This window comes from Klebsiella sp. WP8-S18-ESBL-06 (genome assembly GCF_014169755.1).
GTDB lineage: Bacteria > Pseudomonadota > Gammaproteobacteria > Enterobacterales > Enterobacteriaceae > Kluyvera > Kluyvera ascorbata_B.
Map to the genome: position 1 here is coordinate 4125743 of NZ_AP022256.1, position 17477 is coordinate 4143219.

A 17477-nucleotide genomic window follows, 5' to 3' on the forward strand; every position below is an offset into this window, starting at 1 on the left:
TATGGATGATCTTGCTGTGACCTCTCAAAGTGTGACGCCGTGCAAATAATCAATGTGGACTTTTCTGTCGTCTTTATAGACACTTCTGTTGTGGCTGTAAGCCGGGCCATATTCCGTAAGTGCCTTGAAATAACGGGGTTGACAGCGGCGCTGGTTCTGTTATTGATGGCGTGCGGCGGCCGTACCGATAAAAAGCCGAATATGGATAATTGGTTTCTTCAGATATCAATGAGAGCGAGCAGAAATGGCTGAAATGCAAAACGATCCCCTGCTGCCTGGTTACTCCTTTAACGCCCACCTGGTGGCGGGGCTTACGCCGATTGAAGCCGGCGGCTATCTCGACTTTTTCATCGACCGCCCGCTGGGAATGAAAGGTTTCATTCTCAATCTGACGGTGCGTGGAGAAGGGGTGATTGAAAATCAGGGGAAACAGTTCGTCTGCCGTCAGGGGGACATGCTGCTGTTTCCGCCAGGCGAAATTCACCACTATGGCCGTCATCCCGACGCCAGCGAGTGGTATCACCAGTGGGTTTACTTCCGTCCTCGCGCCTACTGGCACGAGTGGCTTAACTGGCCTGCTATCGTGGCGCAAACCGGTTTTTATCGTCCGGATGAAGCGCACCAGGCTGAGGTTGCCGAGCTATTTGGCAAGATTATTGAAGCCGGTCAGGGCGTGGGGCGTTACTCTGAGCTGCTGGCGATTAACCTGCTGGAGCAGCTATTGCTGCGGCGGATGGAAGCGATCAACGAATCGCTGCACCCCCCGATGGATAACCGCGTGCGCGATGCCTGTCAGTACATCAGCGATCACCTTGCCGATAGCCAGTTTGATATTGCCAGCGTCGCGCAGCACGTTTGCCTGTCGCCATCCCGGCTGTCGCATTTGTTCCGCCAGCAGTTGGGCGTGAGCGTACTGAGCTGGCGTGAGGATCAGCGCATCAGCCAGGCCAAGCTGCTGCTGAGCACCACCCGTATGCCCATTGCCACCGTGGGGCGTAACGTGGGCTTTGAAGATCAGCTCTATTTTTCCCGGGTCTTTAAAAAATGTACCGGTGCCAGCCCCAGCGAATTTCGCGCCGGGTGTGAATAAAAAGTAAAGAAAAGGAAATGCGCTGTGTCGGCTTTTGTCTTTGCCAGTAAACTCTATAGACAATTGAAGGCTTGACGATGCGCTGGGTGCTCTGGAAAATCCCCGCTTCGTTTTCAAACCGGGCACTCTATGCAAGCATTTCTGGAACATTTTATTACGCAGTCCACGACCTACTCGCTGATTGCGGTGGCGCTGGTGGCGTTTCTGGAATCACTGGCGTTAGTGGGGCTTATTCTGCCGGGTACCGTAATGATGGCGGGGCTTGGCGCGCTTATTGGCAGCGGCGAAGTGAATTTCTGGCAGGCATGGCTGGTGGGCATTATCGGCTGCCTGCTGGGCGACTGGATCTCTTTCTGGCTGGGCTGGCGCTTTAAGAAGCCGCTGCACCGCTGGTCCTTTATGAAGAAAAATAAAGCGCTGCTCGATAAAACCGAACATGCGCTGCACCAGCACAGCATGTTTACCATTCTGATTGGGCGCTTCATTGGGCCGACGCGTCCGGTGGTCCCGATGGTGGCCGGGATGCTCGATCTGCCGGTCGCCAAGTTTATCCCGCCGAATATTATTGGCTGCCTGCTGTGGCCGCCGCTGTATTTCCTGCCGGGGATCCTTGCCGGTGCGGCGATCGATATTCCGGCCGATGAGAACAGCGCCAGCTTTAAGTGGCTGCTGCTGGCGGCAGCGCTGTTGCTGTGGCTGGGGGCCTGGCTAAGCTGGCGGCTGTGGCGCAGCGCCAAAGAGAACCACGATCGCCTGAGCGCGCTGCTGACGCGCCAGCGCTTGCTGATGCTGGCTCCGTTGATGCTGGGCGTTGGCGTGGTGGCGCTGGTCAGCGCGATTCGTCATCCGCTGATGCCGGTGTATATCGATATACTGCGCAAGGTGGTGGGGGTGTAGGCGTTATTTTGCCGGATAAGGCGCAGCCGCCATCCGGCAGAGCATCAACTCCCGATGCCCAACAGCGCTGAAGCCTCCACTTTACCGCTTAGCAATGCCTGCGTTTCCCCGTCCCAGGCAATCCGCCCCTCCGCGACGACTATCGCGCGCGTCGCAATCCGCGCCGCGTCTTCAATGCTGTGCGATACCATCAGCAGCGTCAGATTCTGGCGCTGGCAGACGTCATCCACCAGCTGCAGCATTTCCTGGCGCAGCGCCGGATCGAGCGCAGAGAACGGTTCGTCCAGCAGCAGAATCGGCTGCTCGCGTACCAGACAGCGGGCCAGCGCCGCGCGCTGGCGCTGGCCGCCAGAGAGTTCGCCCGGCAGCCTGTCCAGCATGGATGCAATCCCCATTTGCCCGGCAATGGTCTGCATTCGGCGCTGCTGGTCGGCGCTGAGCCTGAGGCGTGGGCTCATTCCCAGACTGATGTTCTGGCCTACCGTCAGATGGCTGAACAGGTTGTTTTCCTGAAACAGCATCGATACCGGCCGCTGCGACGGCGGGGAGTGGGTATGGTCGTGACCTTCCAGCATGATGGTGCCGCTGGCGGGCGTCAGAAAACCCGCAATCAGGTTGAGCAACGTGGATTTCCCGGCGCCGCTCGGGCCCAGCACCGCCACTTTTTCGCCCTGCGCAATGGTGGCGCTAAAGCGCATCGGCAGATGCTGGTACAGCCAGGTGACATCATTCAGTTTTAGCATGGCGTCCGGGTAATTTTTCAATAAGGGTAAACAGCAGGAAACACAGCAGCAGCAGAATCAGCGCGGTCGCCGCGCCGTCCTGGCTGCGGTAGGCGCCAATCTGCTGATAGAGATAAAACGGCAGCGTGCGGAAATTGTCATTACCAAACAGCGCCACCACGCCGAAATCGCCAATCGACAGTACGCAGGCAAAGGCCAGCGCCTGCGCTAAAGGGCGTTTGAGCGCGCGTAGCTCAACGATCCGCAGGCGGTGAATGCCGGACAGACCTAATGAAGCGCACAGCACGCTGTAGCGGGCGGTGATGTCACGCATTGGTGTTTCAAGCACCTTGAGCGCGTAGGGAACCGCCATCAGCGCGTTGGTGAAAATCACGATCCCGTCGGCGGCGTCGGGCAGGCCGACGGTATTATTGAGTAACAGGAAGAAGCCGGTCGCCAGCACGATGCCCGGCATAGCGAGGATCAGCATGCCGCTGAGCTCCATGGCCTGACCAGCGAGCGCTTGGTTACGCGCCCGCAGCTCGCGGCTGCTCCACAGCAGCATCATGGTGAGTACCACGCACAGCAGCCCGGCGGCGAGCGCGATCCGCAGCGAGGTGCCGATGGCCTGCCACAGGATCGGCTGGGCGAAAACGTTCAGCATCGAGGGTTGAAGGCCATCGACGACCACCGCCAGCAGCGGCGGCAGCATCAGCAGCAGCGTGAAGGCGATGAGCACGCCGTCGGTAATGCGGCTATGCCAGCGATCGTCCGGGTCCCGCCAGCCTTGGATCTGGCTAGCGCCAACGGCGATTGTCCGGCTCATTCTCTGACTCAATAACACCAGCGTCAGGCAGCAGGTCATTTGAATTAATGCCAGCATGGCCGCGCGCGCCGGGTCGTAGTCAAAATTCAGCGCCTGGTAGATGGCCAGCTCAATGGTGGTAGCGGAAGGGCCGCCGCCCAGCGACAGCACGGTGGCGAAGCTGGCGAAGCAGAGCATGAAAATCAGCGTGGCAATGGGCAGAATTTGCCGGCGCATCCACGGCCACTCGACGTAGCGGAAAAACGGATAGCCGCGCATGCCCAGTTGGGCGGCCAGCTGGCGCTGCTCGCCGGGGATCTGCTCCAGCGCTTGTAGCAGCAGACGGGTGGCCATGGGCATATTGAAAAAGACGTGCGCCAGCAGAATGCCCTGTAGGCCGTAAGGGGAAAATTGCCACTGCCAGCCGAGCCAGGCGAACAGCTGCGACAGCCAGCCCTGGCGGCCGTAAACGCTGAGGATACCAAACACCGCGACCAGCACCGGGAGAATGAGCGTCATTGCGCACAGCCGCAGCAGCAGCTGGCGGCCGGGAAAACGTCGTCGGTACAGCGCGCGGGCGAGAAAAATAGCGGGCAGCACCGACAACAGCGCCGAGAGAAACGCCTGCCAGAATGAAAAACGCACGACGTGCCACAGGTAGCTATCGCCGAGCAGCGTAGACCATGAGGTTTCCGGGGCGTTGAGCCACAGCGCCAGAAAGGCCGCCAGGGCGACGGCCACCATCAGCGCGGTGGCCGCGAGGCCCGGGTAGAGCCAGCCCGGAATTAGCGGCTGGCGGCGCGGAGCCATGTATTAACCCAGTTCTGGCGTTCGCTGGCGACCTGCTGCGGCGTGAATTCGAGCGCGGTCTGCGGTTTGACCAGACCGTTAAAGCCTTCCGGCAGGGCGACCTGAGTCACCGGGTACATCCAGTTACCGGTGGCGACGGTGTTCTGGAAGCCTGGCGAAACCATAAAGTTCAGGAATTCATCTGCCAGCTTTTGTTGTTTGCTGGCTGCGGTTTTGGCTGCCACCTCAACCTGCAAATAGTGGCCTTCGGCAAACGGCGCCGCCGCATAATTATCTTTCTTCTCTTCGATAATATGGTAGGCCGGCGAGGTGGTATAACTGAGCACCAGGTCGCTTTCCCCTTTCAGGAACAGGCCGTAGGCTTCGCTCCAGCCCTTGGTGACGGTGACGGTCTTCGCCGCCAGCTTGTGCCAGGCTTCCGGCGCTTTGTCGCCGTAGACTTTTTGCATCCACAGCAGCAGACCTAAGCCGGGCGTACTGGTGCGCGGGTCCTGGTAGATAACGCGCCACTTCTGGTCGCTTTCCACCAGTTCTTTCAGGCTCTTCGGCGGGTTTTTCAGCTTGTTTTTGTCGTAGACGAAGGCGAAGTAGCCATAGTCGAACGGCACGAAGGTGTCGTTGTTCCAGCCACCGGGAACCGTCACTGCGCTCGCCGGAACGTTGCTTTTGGCGAACAGTTTGGTGTCGGTGGCCGCCTGCAGCAGGTTGTTATCCAGCCCCAGCACCACGTCCGCTTTGCTGTTTTTGCCTTCCATTCGCAGACGGTTAAGCAGCGAAACGCCATCTTCCAGCGCCACGAACTTCAGCTCGCAGTGACAGTCGGCCTCAAAGGCTTTTTTCACCGCCGGGCCGGGGCCCCAATCGGCGGCAAAAGAGTCATAGGTGTAGACCGTCAGGACCGGTTTTGCGAACGCCGGTACGGCAACCAGCACTAACAGGGGGAGGAATTTCTTGAGCACTTTGCACCTCAGTAAATGGGTGGCAAAGGATTTTGAGTTAGCCTCAAATCCCTTCGCCGGGATTATCCGGATCAGGTTCGACGGGTATCTCTCAGCCACGCATCTGGCGCAGCACCCCGTTGAGAACGGCACATTGTAATGATTACGTGAATAAATCAAAAGCCCTATGGATTCGGTGGCGCAAACCAGGCGGATTTAAAGTCAAACCAGCCCAGGGTATTCATGCGTACGCCGCGCATACTGCGCTGGCCCTGGAGCATCAGCCAGTGGTGGATCAGCGGTACCATGCGCTGATTGGCCAACAGCTGCTGGCACCAGTCGGCCTGTGGCAGGTTGCCCGCTCGCCAGCGTCGTGCGTCCTGTTCCCAGTCAATCGGGATGCAGTGGCGGATCAGCGGGACTTCATACAAATAGGCAAACAGTGAAAAATCGAGCGGCAGCGTGAAGTTAGCGCTGTTGAGCCAGATGTCGCTGACCCCTTCGCCGCGGTGCCATTCGTCGTAATCCACCTCCTGAATGTTAAGTTTAACCTGATGTTCGGCCAGCAGCGCCGCCATAATCAGGCTGATGGTGCGGTGCTCAACGTGTTCGCGGTAATAGGTGAGGGTCACCGATTCCAGCCCGGCGGGTTTTTCGCAGGGGCGACTGCGCGCATGGTGCCAGCGCGGTAACAGGCCGTAGGCCGGGAACCAATGGCTCTGGTGCTGCTCTCCTGCCCGATAAAGCAGATTATTGGGATGAAAGACATGGCTGAGCCACTGGCGCACCGCCGGGTTATTGCCGAGCGGGCTGCGGGCGTCGAACAGCAGATAATAGCAGCCTTCCTCAAGGCGGCTTTCGACCGCTTTTTCGCTCTCGGTGGAACCTTCCAGCGTCAGGCCGCCGTTTGGCTCTTCGCTGATTTCCTGAAGCACCCAGACGTTCACTTCATCAATCAGCGCCCGGAAGCCAAAATAATCATCAAAGGCGAGGATCTTCAGCTGGTTAAGATTGTTACGTGCGACCGCGTACGGCCCGGTGCCGACCGGCATCCGCGAGAAATTGGCCAGCGTTTGCCATTCGCGCGGCAGGATCATCGCCGACACCTGGCTTAATAGCCACGGCAGCCAGCGGTCGGCTTCGGCCAGGTGGACATCCAGCACCCAGGCGGTAGGGGAGTGGATGCGCGTGATGTTGGAAAACAGCGGTAGCGTCATGCTGCGCTCCAGAGAGGCGATCACATCCTCCATCTCCAGTTCACGCCCGTGATGGAAGTGAATGCCGGGGCGCACATAAAAACGCCAGTGCAGGGGGGTAATTTCCTGCCAATGGTGAGCAATATCGGCTTCCAGTTCCCCATTTGCCTCATTTACGCGGGTTAACGCATTGAAAATCTGACGGGCGATGTGGGTTTCCGAGCGGCGCAGCGCGGTACCGGGCAGCAGATTATGCATCGGGCGATAGTAAAGAACCCGTAAAATGTGCCGCCCCTGGCGGAAACTACGGCCCAGATGAGACACCAGCATCTGACGGACCGCCGCTTTGTCTCCGACCAACTGCACCAGCTGATCGATCCGATCCTGTTCCAGAAGATCTTCCGCGCGCTGTTGCTGTAATGCCAGCCCGGTATAAAGGAACGTGAGTCTGGAACGCTTGCCGCGTCCGGCCTCCGCCTCCCACGTCAGCCAGCCGCGCGCTTCCATGGTATTTAAGAGTGTGCGCATATGGCGGCGCGAACAGTTCAGCAGCGCGGCGAGATCGTTGAGCGTTGTCTCCTGCGATTTGCCTTCGCAGCACTGCCATAAACGGATGAACTGCTGTTGTAATCGACCTGAAGGCATAAAAGGGGAACTCCTGATAAAAACTCAGCAATTTATTAATCCCTATATTAGGCCAATAATGGATTTCGATGAAGCGAGGAGGTGTCTATGAAGGGGTCTACCATCCATCAGTTCTACCAGCGCTATTTTGCCGCGACGCAGAGTATTTCCTGGCTGGCCCGCCAGGCGACGGCGCAGCGGCTTGACGTTCTGAACGCGCTGATGCAGTGGGAAGTTACGAAACCGACCTCTGAACATTAATTCGCCTAATCATGTGTGACTGAGTATTTGCCAGCAGGTATCATCTGCTGGCTTTTTTTTATTCTTTCTCGCGTGCTTAAAGGATTTCTCATGCTCTGGTTAATGACGATGGGACGACGTCTCAACGGTGTGTACGCCGCTTTTATGCTGGTGGCATTTATGATGGGCGTTGCGGGGGCGCTACAGGCGCCGACGCTGAGCCTGTTTCTCAGTCGTGAAGTGGGGGTGCCGCCGTTCTGGGTTGGGCTGTTTTACACCGTTAACGCCATCGCTGGGATCGTTGTTAGCCTGGCGCTGGCAAGGCGATCCGACAGCCGGGGCGATCGGCGCAAGCTGATCATGTTTTGCTGCCTGATGGCCGTCGGCAACGCGCTGTTGTTCGCTTTCAATCGCCATTATTTGACGTTGATTACCTGCGGCGTGATGCTGGCCTCAATGGCGAACGCCGCGATGCCGCAGCTGTTTGCGCTGGCGCGCGAATATGCGGACAGCTCGGCGCGCGAAGTGGTGATGTTCAGCTCGGTCATGCGCGCGCAGCTATCGCTGGCGTGGGTGATTGGCCCGCCGCTGGCCTTTATGCTGGCGCTGAACTACGGCTTTACGGCCATGTTTTCTATTGCGGCGGTGATTTTTGCCATTAGCCTGATGCTGATTGCGCTCACGCTGCCTTCGGTGGCGCGGGTTGAGCAGCCCGCCGACGTGCTGGAGAAGCCCACAGGCGGCTGGAAGGACAGCAACGTACGTATTCTGTTTATTGCCTCCACGCTGATGTGGACGTGCAATACCATGTATATCATCGACATGCCGTTGTGGATCAGCAGCGATCTTGGCTTGCCGGATAGCCTGGCGGGCATCCTGATGGGGACGGCCGCGGGTCTGGAGATTCCGGCGATGATCATTGCGGGCTACTACGTGAAACACTTCGGTAAGCGCCGGATGATGGTCACTGCGGTAGCCGCCGGTGTGCTGTTCTACGTCGGGCTTATCTTCTTCCACAGCCATACCGCGCTGCTGATATTACAGCTGTTTAACGCCGTCTTTATCGGCATTGTCGCCGGGATTGGCATGCTGTGGTTCCAGGATCTGATGCCGGGGCGCGCCGGTGCGGCCACCACGCTGTTTACCAACAGTATCTCTACCGGGGTTATTCTTGCCGGGATTGTACAGGGCGCGCTGGCGCAAAACTTTGGTCACTTTTCGGTGTATTGGGCGATCGCGGGGATCTCGCTGGTGACGCTGGCGATGACCGCGCGGGTGAAAGACGTTTAACGTGTGCCGGGGCGGCCCCGGCGCTTGCGTTTTGTTGGCCGGATAAGGCGCTTACGCCACCATCCGGCACAATGCTTTGACGGTCTGGTGACGCAATGCGTATCAGCCCAACCCTTCTTTTTTTCATCTTGCACGCAAATGCAAACCTGATCACATAACGATCATTTTCTCCTTCCTGGATCTTCTATTTTCTACTGTTACGCGTATACAGTTACGCGTAACAGTTATTAAAAAAGGAGTTTTTTCATGAAAAATCTATTCGATCTTAGCGGAAAACGTGCGCTGATTACCGGCTCCGCGCAGGGGATCGGTAACCTGCTGGCCAGTGGCCTGGCGGCGCACGGGGCTGAAATTGTGATTAACGACATCACCCGCGAACGCGCGCAGGCGGCGGCCGACAAGCTGGTGGCGCAGGGGTATCGCGCCGTTGGCTACGGTTTTGACGTCACGCAGGGAGAGGTGGTGGAGCGCGCCATTGCGCAAATCGAAAAGGAGGTGGGGGCCATTGATATCTTAATTAACAACGCGGGTATTCAGCGCCGCTATCCCTTTACCGAGTTTCCGGAAGCGGAATGGGACAAAATTATCGATGTGAATCAGAAATCGGTCTTTCTGGTTTCACAGCAGGTTTCTCGCTATATGGTGCAACGCCGCCGCGGCAAGATTATTAACATCTGCTCGATGCAAAGCGAACTTGGGCGCAAAACGATCACGCCGTATGCCGCCTCAAAAGGCGCGGTCAAAATGTTAACCCGCGGAATGTGCGTAGAGCTGGCGGAATACAATATTCAGGTCAACGGCATCGCCCCCGGCTATTTTGCGACTGAAATGACCACCGCATTGGTTAACGATGATGCTTTCTCTGCCTGGTTATTCCAGCGCACGCCCGCCGCCCGCTGGGGCAAGCCGGAAGAGCTGATTGGTGCAGCCGTTTATCTGGCTGCCCCGGCCTCTGACTTTGTGAATGGACACCTTCTGTTTGTCGATGGCGGCATGCTGGCCGCGGTTTGATCGCTAACGAGGCCGCGGGAAGCGACCTCATCCTTTAATGATAATCCGAGGAGTGAGTATGAATATGCTCGCAAAACTGCCGGCGCGCCGCTGGTGGTATTTAATGCCGATTATTTTTATTACCTACAGCTTAGCCTACCTCGATCGCGCGAATTACGGCTTTGCCGCTGCCGCCGGTATCGAACACGATTTAGGGATCACCCAAGGCACGGCCTCGCTGATTGGCGCGCTCTTTTTCCTGGGATATTTCTTTTTCCAGGTGCCTGGCGCCATGTATGCCGTTAAACATAGCGTCCGTAAAATGATTTTTTGCAGCCTGATCCTCTGGGGATTTTGCGCCGCGGCAACCGGTTTTGTGAGCAATATTCCGACGCTGATGGCGATCCGCTTTATTCTCGGGATAGTCGAAGCGGCGGTGATGCCTGCGATGCTGATTTATATTAGCAACTGGTTTACTAAAACGGAGCGTTCACGCGCCAACACCTTTTTGATTCTCGGTAACCCGGTCACGGTCCTGTGGATGTCGATTGTCTCCGGCTATCTGATTGAAGCCTGGGGCTGGCGCGAAATGTTTATCATTGAAGGTATTCCTGCGGTCATTTGGGCATTCTGCTGGGTGATTCTGGTGCGCGATAAACCGGCTGATGCGGGTTGGTTAAGCGAGGAGGAAAAACGGGCGTTACAGCAGGCGATGGACCGCGAACAGCGCGATATCAAGCCGATGCGTAACTACGGTGAAGCCATGCGCTCACGTAGCGTCATTATGCTCTGTGCGGTGCATGCGCTGTGGAGCATTGGCGTATATGGCTTCATGATGTGGATGCCGTCAATCCTGAAAAATGCCGCGCAGATGGACATTGTGGCGGTGGGGTGGCTGGCGGCGGTGCCGTACCTGGCGGCTATCTGTCTGATGCTAACCGTTTCCTGGCTATCCGATAAGTTTCAGAATCGTAAGCTGTTTATCTGGCCGCTGCTGCTGATTGCTGCTATTGCGTTCTTTGCCTCGTGGATGCTGGGCAACCAGTCCTTCTGGCTCTCTTACGCGCTGCTGGTCGTTGCCGCTGCCTGTATGTACGCGCCTTACGGGCCGTTCTTTGCGCTGATCCCCGAGCTGCTGCCGCGCAATGTGTCCGGCGTGTCGATGGGGATGATTAATAGCTTCGGCGCGTTGGGTGCCTTCCTCGGCGCGTGGCTGGTGGGCTACCTCAACGGCGTAACCGGTGGGCCGGGCGTTTCCTACACGTTTATGGCGATTGCCCTGCTGGCATCGGTCGTGCTGATGTACTGCGTTCGCGCGCAGAATGCCGTCACCGCACCGTCAGGTGAAATGGCCGCGCATTAAGTTGAGCGAGGAGTGCAGTCGCTAACCGGCTGTGATAAGGTTCTCTGCGAGCATATTGGGCTGTTGGTCGTAGAGAACCTCATGAAAAACAATCGGATGACATTACAGGATATCGCTGCGCTTGCCGGGCTGAATAAGATGACGGTCAGCCGTTATCTACGCGACCCGAATCAGGTGTCGCAGCGTAGCCGCGAATTGATTTCGAAAGTGATGGAAGAGAACAACTACATCCCCAATCGTGCGCCGGAAATATTGCTCAATGCGCGCAGTAAAACCATCGGCGTGCTGATCCCTTCTTTTCGTAACCAGATTTTTGCTGATGTGCTCGCGGGCATAGAGTCGGTGACCTCAGCATGCCAGTACCAGACGCTGATCGCGAACTATGAATATGATGCAGAACGCGAAGAACGGGAGGTGCTGAACCTGCTTTCTTACAACATCGACGGCCTGATCCTCACCGGAAAATTGCATACCAACAGGATGGTTCAGTACGTGCGCGCCAGCGGTATTCCGGTGGCGGAACTGATGGATATCAGCGGGCAGTATCTGGATATACAGGTCGGTTTCGATAACGAAAAAGCGGCCTTCGAGATGACCCAGGCGTTTATCGACAGTGGAAAACGTCACATTGCGTTCTTTGGGTCAATGGACGACCCTCGCGATTTGAGTCGTTACCGCGGTACCGAGAATGCGCTGGCTGCGCAGGGGCTGGAGGCGTATCACCTGGCGCCAAAAACCATCTCCTCGGTGGCGCTGGGGCGCAAGATGTTCCAACAGGCAATGGCTGAAAAGCCGGACACGGATGCGATTTTTTGCACCAACGATGATCTTGCGGTTGGCGTACTGCTGGAGTGTCAGGCGCAGCAGTACGACGTGCCGGGAAAAATGGCGATTGCCGGTTTCCACGGGCTGGAGATTGGCCGCGCGCGGTTGCAAAAAATGGCCAGCGTGATTACCCCGCGTTTTGAGATTGGTAAAACGGCAGCGGATATTTTGATTAAACGTCTTGGCGGGAAGGATGCGCCGGGCAGCGTCAATCTTGGCTACCAGATTTACTACGGCGACACGCTGTAAACAGGAAAGAATGGCCGGTCACCGTCCGATGACCAGCCAAAGGCGATTACTGCATAAATGCAGGCTGCTTATTCTCGTAGGCCGAAATGGCGTCTTCATGCTGTAAGGTCAGGCCGATGCTGTCCAGACCGTTCAGCATGCAGTGGCGGCGGAAGTCGTCGATTTTAAAGCTGTAGGACTTATCGCCCGCTTTCACCACCTGCGCTTCCAGATCCACTTCAAATTTAATGCCCGGGTTGGCCTGCACCAGCGCAAACAGTTCGTCGACCTGCGCGTCGCTCAGCGTGACCGGCAGCAGCTGGTTGTTGAAGCTGTTGCCGTAGAAAATATCGGCGAAGCTTGGGGCAATCACCACTTTAAAACCGTAGTCGGTCAGCGCCCACGGTGCGTGTTCGCGTGAGGAACCGCAGCCGAAGTTTTCACGCGCCAGCAGAATGGAAGCACCTTTGAACTCAGGGAAGTTCAGCACGAACTCTGGGTTCGGCTGCTCGCCTTTGTCGTCGAGGAAGCGCCAGTCGTTGAACAGGTGCGCGCCAAAACCGGTGCGGGTCACTTTCTGCAAAAACTGCTTTGGAATGATGGCATCGGTATCGACGTTCGCGGCATCCAGCGGCACCACCAGTCCCGTATGTTGGGTAAATTTTTCAGCCATGATGGTGTTTTCCTTATTTCAAGCTACGAATGTCGGCGAAATGACCGGTAACCGCGGCCGCTGCGGCCATAGCCGGGCTGACCAGATGAGTACGACCGCCGCGGCCCTGACGGCCTTCAAAGTTACGGTTGCTGGTAGAGGCACAGCGCTCGCCCGGGTTCAGACGGTCGTTGTTCATCGCCAGGCACATGGAGCAGCCCGGCAGACGCCATTCAAAACCGGCTTCGATAAAGATCTTATCCAGACCTTCCGCTTCCGCCTGCGCTTTCACCGGGCCGGAGCCAGGCACGACCAGCGCCTGTACGCCAGGGGCAACTTTACGGCCTTTGGCGATTTCCGCTGCCGCGCGTAAATCTTCGATACGCGAGTTGGTGCACGATCCGATAAACACTTTATCGATCGCGACGTCGGTCAGCGGGATCCCCGGTTTCAGGCCCATATAGGCTAACGCTTTCTCGGCGCTGGCGCGCTCAACCGGATCGTTGAAAGAGGCCGGATCCGGAATGTTGTCATTGACGGAAATGACCTGACCCGGGTTGGTGCCCCAGGTGACCTGCGGTGCGATGTCTTCGGCTTGCAGGGTCACAACGCTGTCGAACGTGGCACCATCATCGGTTTTCAGGGTTTTCCAGTAGGCGACCGCATCGTCGAAATCTTTGCCTTTCGGCGCATGCAGGCGACCTTCAACATAGTTAAACGTAGTGTCGTCCGGTGCGACCAGGCCCGCTTTTGCACCCAGCTCAATTGCCATGTTGCACAGGGTCATACGACCTTCCATGCTCAGATCGCGAATCGCCTGGCCGCAGAATTCGACCACGTGACCGGTACCGCCCGCGCTGCCGGTTTTACCGATAATTGCCAGCACGATGTCTTTAGCGGTGATGCCCGGTGCCGCTTTGCCGTTTACTTCAATCTTCATCGTTTTGGCGCGGCCCTGCTTCAGGGTCTGGGTTGCCAACACGTGTTCGACTTCGGAGGTACCAATACCGAACGCCAGCGCGCCAAATGCGCCGTGGGTGGCGGTGTGGGAGTCTCCGCAGACGATGGTCATGCCAGGCAGGGTCACGCCTTGCTCCGGCCCCATGACGTGCACGATGCCCTGATACGGGTGGTTCAGGTCATACAGCTCGACGCCGAATTCGTTGCAGTTCTTAATCAGCTCCTGCATCTGGATACGCGCCATCTCGCCGGAGGCGTTGATGTCTTTGGTCTGCGTAGAGACGTTGTGATCCATGGTGGCGAAGGTTTTGCCCGGCTGACGCACCGGGCGGTTGTGCGCGCGCAGGCCGTCAAACGCCTGCGGCGAGGTCACCTCATGCACCAGGTGACGGTCGATGTACAGCAGCGGCGTCTCGTTCGGCGCTTCGTAAACCACGTGAGCATCAAACAACTTCTCGTATAAGGTCTTCGCCATGATTACACCCCTTCGGCAACGTAGCGGGCAATGATATCGCCCATTTCATCTGTACTGACCGCCGCGCCGCCGCGGGCTAAGTCACCGGTACGTACGCCTTCTTCCAGCGCGCGGTTGATGGCGCTTTCAATAGCGGTAGCGGCATCGTTGGCATCCAGGCTGTAGCGCAGCAGCAGCGCCAGCGACAGGATCTGTGCGATGGGGTTCGCAATATTTTTACCGGCGATGTCCGGCGCGGAGCCGCCTGCAGGTTCGTACAGACCAAAGCCTTCTTCGTTCAGGCTGGCAGAGGGCAGCATGCCCATGGAGCCGGTGATCATCGCGCATTCATCGGAGAGAATGTCGCCAAACAGGTTGGAGCACAGCACCACGTCGAACTGTGACGGGTCTTTAATCAGCTGCATGGTGGCGTTGTCGATATACATATGTGCCAGCTCAACGTCGGCATACTCTTTGCCGATTTCGCTGACGATTTCGCGCCACAGAATGGAGGACTGCAGTACGTTAGATTTATCAATGGAGGTCACTTTGTGACGACGTTTGCGTGCAGATTCAAACGCAATACGGGCAATACGTTCAATCTCAAAGCGGTGATACACCTCGGTATCAAACGCTTTTTCGTGCTGACCGCTGCCTTCACGGCCCTTCGGCTGACCGAAGTAGATACCGCCGGTCAGTTCGCGGACGCACAGGATATCGAAGCCGTTAGCGGCGATATCGGCGCGCAGCGGGCAGAACTCTTCCAGCCCCTGGTACAGCTTCGCTGGACGCAGGTTGCTGAACAGCTTGAAGTGTTTACGCAGCGGCAGCAGCGCGCCGCGCTCTGGCTGCTGGTTTGGCGGCAGATTTTCCCATTTCGGGCCGCCGACGGAGCCAAACAGAATGGCGTCGGCCTGGTCGCAGCCGTCTACCGTTGCCTGCGGCAGCGGTTCACCGTGGCGGTCAATCGCGATGCCGCCCACGTCGTAGTGGCTGGTGGTAATGCGCATATCAAAACGTTGACGCACGGCTTCCAGTACTTTCAATGCCTGTGTCATGACTTCAGGGCCAATACCGTCACCTGGTAACACAGCAATATGGTAATTCTTCGACATTACACGGTTTCCTTGTTGTTCTCGTTATTCTTAATTTTGCGTTGCAATTCTTTTTCGACTTCAGCGGCGCGCCAGATGTTGTTCAGCACGTGCACCATCGCTTTGGCGGAGGACTCGACGATATCCGTTGCCAGGCCAACGCCGTGGAAGCGGCGGCCGTTGTGGGTGACCACGATATCGACCTGACCCAGCGCGTCTTTGCCCTGGCCTTTGGCGTTCAGATCGTATTTGACCAGCTCGACGTCATAGCCGGTGATGCGGTTAATCGCCTGGTAGATGGCATCAACCGGACCGTTACCATTCGCCGCTTCGGCCTTAGTTTCTTCACCGCAGGCCAGCTTCACGGACGCGGTGGCGATATCGCTGGAACCAGACTGCACGCTGAAGTAGTCCAGGCGGAAATGTTCCGGCTCTTCCTGCTGCTTGTTGATGAATGCCAGCGCTTCCAGGTCGTAGTCGAAGACCTGGCCTTTTTTGTCTGCCAGCTTCAGGAACGCGTCGTACAGGTGGTCCATGTTGTAGTCGGTATCTTTGTAGCCCATCTCTTCCATACGGTGTTTCACCGCCGCGCGGCCGGAGCGGGAGGTCAGGTTCAGCTGAACCTGGTTCAGGCCGATGGACTCCGGGGTCATGATTTCGTAGTTTTCGCGGTTCTTCAGCACGCCATCCTGGTGGATACCGGAAGAGTGGGCGAATGCGCCGGTACCGACGATAGCTTTGTTGGCCGGGATCGGCATGTTGCAGATCTGGCTGACGGTCTGGCTGGTACGCCAGATTTCGTTGTGGTTGATGGCGGTGTGCACGTTCATGATGTCTTTGCGCACCTTAATCGCCATGATGACTTCTTCCAGCGAGCAGTTACCCGCACGTTCGCCGATGCCGTTCATTGCGCCTTCAACCTGACGCGCGCCGGCGTGAACGGCTGCCAGCGAGTTGCCGACCGCCATCCCTAAATCATCGTGGGTGTGAACGGAGATAATCGCTTTATCAATGTTTGGAACGCGTTCATACAGGCCGGTAATGATGTTGGAGAACTCGAACGGCAGGGTATAGCCAACGGTGTCTGGAATATTGATGGTGGTAGCGCCCGCGTTAATCGCCGCTTCAACCACGCGCGCCAGCTGATCGATTGGGGTACGCCCGGCATCTTCACAGGAGAATTCGACGTCGTCAGTATAGTTACGCGCCCGTTTCACCATATAGACCGCGCGTTCGATCACCTCGTCCAGCGTGCTGCGCAGTTTGGTGGCGATGTGCATGGGTGACGTCGCAATAAAAGTATGAATACGGAACGCTTCAGCGACTTTTAATGACTCGGCGGCAACGTCGATATCCTGCTCTACGCAGCGTGCCAGCGCGCAGACGCGGCTGTTTTTAATGTTGCGGGCGATGGTCTGTACGGATTCGAAATCGCCCGGAGAAGAGACCGGAAACCCAACTTCCATTACGTCAACGCCCATACGCTCGAGGGCAAAGGCAATCTGCAGCTTCTCTTTCACGCTCAGGCTCGCCTGTAATGCCTGTTCACCATCACGTAAGGTCGTATCGAAAATAATGACTTGCTGGCTCATGGTTTAGGTCCTTGGTTAACTTGGGAGCGCCTTGCTACGAGCATAAAAAAACCCGCGCAATGGCGCGGGTTTAGAGTTCTACTGATGATGACTAACGCTGAACGTCGCACACCAGCCTACCGCGCACAGAAAAGGCGTTTAGTAGTAGTAGGCCGTTGAAGCGAGTGGTGCGGAACATGGTCATCATTCTCCAGATGAATTCGATATGCTTTTAGTGGTACTGGATATGCTTTCTGATGTCAACCCTGAAGACGGAAAAGGCGGTGAAGAAGGTCGTTAAGCGAGACGGTGAAATTAGCTAATTGTGCTGATGAATGTCTCATTTTATAGCGGATTGTCTTATGTCGGAATTCATGATTTTAATATTTTGACGCATATGAACATGATTCATCGTAATCGATCATGACTTTGTCATGATTAAGCGTTAATGCTATCGATATGATAATACTGGATTTATGTATTTTAACCGTCGGTCAGGTAAATGTAGTATCACTATTTCTGATGCGAAATTGTTAATGTTATTCATGGTAAGAATGGAACAATTTAATAAAACTTAATTCATTGTGTACTTTTTCGGCTGTTGTCTATTTATGTAATCTATGAGTAAACTATCAGTCATTAGCTTGGTGATATAAATTAAGGTTGGCTTTTCTTAGGGAAAGTCAATCTTCTGCATCTTTATATATTCCTATTTTTATTTATTTCTC

At 56.5% G+C, this 17477-nt stretch carries 16 protein-coding genes and 1 riboswitch; of the genes, 7 read left to right on the forward strand and 9 right to left on the reverse strand.

From position 1 onward, the window contains the following. Positions 1-244 precede the first annotated feature (244 nt). On the forward strand, positions 245-1090 hold the full coding sequence (gene araC / locus H7R76_RS19860) for an arabinose operon transcriptional regulator AraC (RefSeq protein WP_106925359.1): 846 nt from the start codon (positions 245-247) through the stop codon (positions 1088-1090). Positions 1091-1219: 129 nt separating this feature from the next. Beyond that, positions 1220-1987 carry a DedA family protein gene (locus H7R76_RS19865; protein WP_106925361.1) on the forward strand — a complete coding sequence of 256 codons (768 nt, stop codon included), beginning with the start codon at positions 1220-1222 and terminating at the stop codon, positions 1985-1987. 44 nt (positions 1988-2031) lie between these two features. On the opposite strand, the gene thiQ is transcribed toward H7R76_RS19865, so the two are convergent. The 4 genes from thiQ to sgrR form a co-directional block, all read right to left on the reverse strand. Continuing rightward, positions 2032-2730: a thiamine ABC transporter ATP-binding protein ThiQ gene (gene thiQ, locus H7R76_RS19870; RefSeq protein WP_182966225.1), complete on the reverse strand. Its 699-nt coding sequence runs from the start codon at positions 2728-2730 to the stop codon at positions 2032-2034. Continuing rightward, positions 2714-4324 carry a thiamine/thiamine pyrophosphate ABC transporter permease ThiP gene (gene thiP, locus H7R76_RS19875; RefSeq protein ID WP_182966227.1) on the reverse strand — a complete coding sequence of 537 codons (1611 nt, stop codon included), beginning with the start codon at positions 4322-4324 and terminating at the stop codon, positions 2714-2716. The genes thiQ and thiP overlap by 17 nt, the downstream gene beginning before the upstream one ends. Beyond that, a complete protein-coding gene (gene thiB / locus H7R76_RS19880; RefSeq protein WP_182966229.1) occupies positions 4300-5283 on the reverse strand; it encodes a thiamine ABC transporter substrate binding subunit in 984 nt (327 codons plus the stop codon). Before thiB ends, thiP begins: the two co-directional genes overlap by 25 nt. A gap of 30 nt (positions 5284-5313) precedes the next feature. Further along, positions 5314-5412, reverse strand: a riboswitch (TPP riboswitch). Between the two features lie 35 nt (positions 5413-5447). After that, positions 5448-7103: an HTH-type transcriptional regulator SgrR gene (gene sgrR / locus H7R76_RS19885; RefSeq protein WP_182929474.1), complete on the reverse strand. Its 1656-nt coding sequence runs from the start codon at positions 7101-7103 to the stop codon at positions 5448-5450. A gap of 87 nt (positions 7104-7190) precedes the next feature. Between sgrR and sgrT the strand changes: the two genes are divergently transcribed. The 5 genes from sgrT to idnR all read left to right on the forward strand — a co-directional run bounded on the left by sgrT (position 7191) and on the right by idnR (position 12039). Then, a complete protein-coding gene (gene sgrT / locus H7R76_RS19890) occupies positions 7191-7343 on the forward strand; it encodes a glucose uptake inhibitor SgrT (RefSeq protein ID WP_106925369.1) in 153 nt (50 codons plus the stop codon). A gap of 90 nt (positions 7344-7433) precedes the next feature. Beyond that, entirely contained in the window at positions 7434-8612 is a 1179-nt protein-coding gene (locus H7R76_RS19895) for a sugar efflux transporter (RefSeq protein WP_106925371.1), read from the forward strand. Between the two features lie 246 nt (positions 8613-8858). Further along, on the forward strand, positions 8859-9623 hold the full coding sequence (gene idnO / locus H7R76_RS19900; protein WP_182966231.1) for a gluconate 5-dehydrogenase: 765 nt from the start codon (positions 8859-8861) through the stop codon (positions 9621-9623). 58 nt (positions 9624-9681) lie between these two features. Further along, entirely contained in the window at positions 9682-10965 is a 1284-nt protein-coding gene (locus tag H7R76_RS19905) for an MFS transporter (protein ID WP_182966233.1), read from the forward strand. An 81-nt stretch (positions 10966-11046) separates the two neighbouring features. Beyond that, complete coding sequence (idnR, locus tag H7R76_RS19910) at positions 11047-12039, forward strand: DNA-binding transcriptional regulator IdnR (protein WP_182966235.1); 993 nt, start codon at positions 11047-11049, stop codon at positions 12037-12039. A gap of 46 nt (positions 12040-12085) precedes the next feature. Here idnR and leuD read toward each other — a convergent pair whose 3' ends face one another. From leuD to leuL, 5 genes are all read right to left on the reverse strand, one after another. Then, the gene (gene leuD, locus H7R76_RS19915) at positions 12086-12691 is read right to left on the reverse strand and encodes a 3-isopropylmalate dehydratase small subunit (protein ID WP_106925377.1); all 606 of its coding nucleotides are present in this window, start codon (positions 12689-12691) and stop codon (positions 12086-12088) included. 13 nt (positions 12692-12704) lie between these two features. Beyond that, positions 12705-14105 (reverse strand): 3-isopropylmalate dehydratase large subunit, encoded by a 1401-nt coding sequence (leuC, locus tag H7R76_RS19920; RefSeq protein ID WP_106925379.1) that lies wholly within the window; start codon positions 14103-14105, stop codon positions 12705-12707. 2 nt (positions 14106-14107) lie between these two features. Continuing rightward, a complete protein-coding gene (leuB, locus tag H7R76_RS19925) occupies positions 14108-15199 on the reverse strand; it encodes a 3-isopropylmalate dehydrogenase (protein WP_106925381.1) in 1092 nt (363 codons plus the stop codon). Beyond that, positions 15199-16770, reverse strand: coding sequence for a 2-isopropylmalate synthase (gene leuA, locus H7R76_RS19930; protein WP_106925383.1), 1572 nt, complete (start codon positions 16768-16770; stop codon positions 15199-15201). The genes leuB and leuA overlap by 1 nt, the downstream gene beginning before the upstream one ends. Positions 16771-16861: 91 nt before the next feature. Beyond that, positions 16862-16957, reverse strand: a complete 96-nt coding sequence (gene leuL / locus H7R76_RS19935) for a leu operon leader peptide (RefSeq protein ID WP_308811496.1) — start codon at positions 16955-16957, stop codon at positions 16862-16864. Positions 16958-17477: the final 520 nt, after the last annotated feature.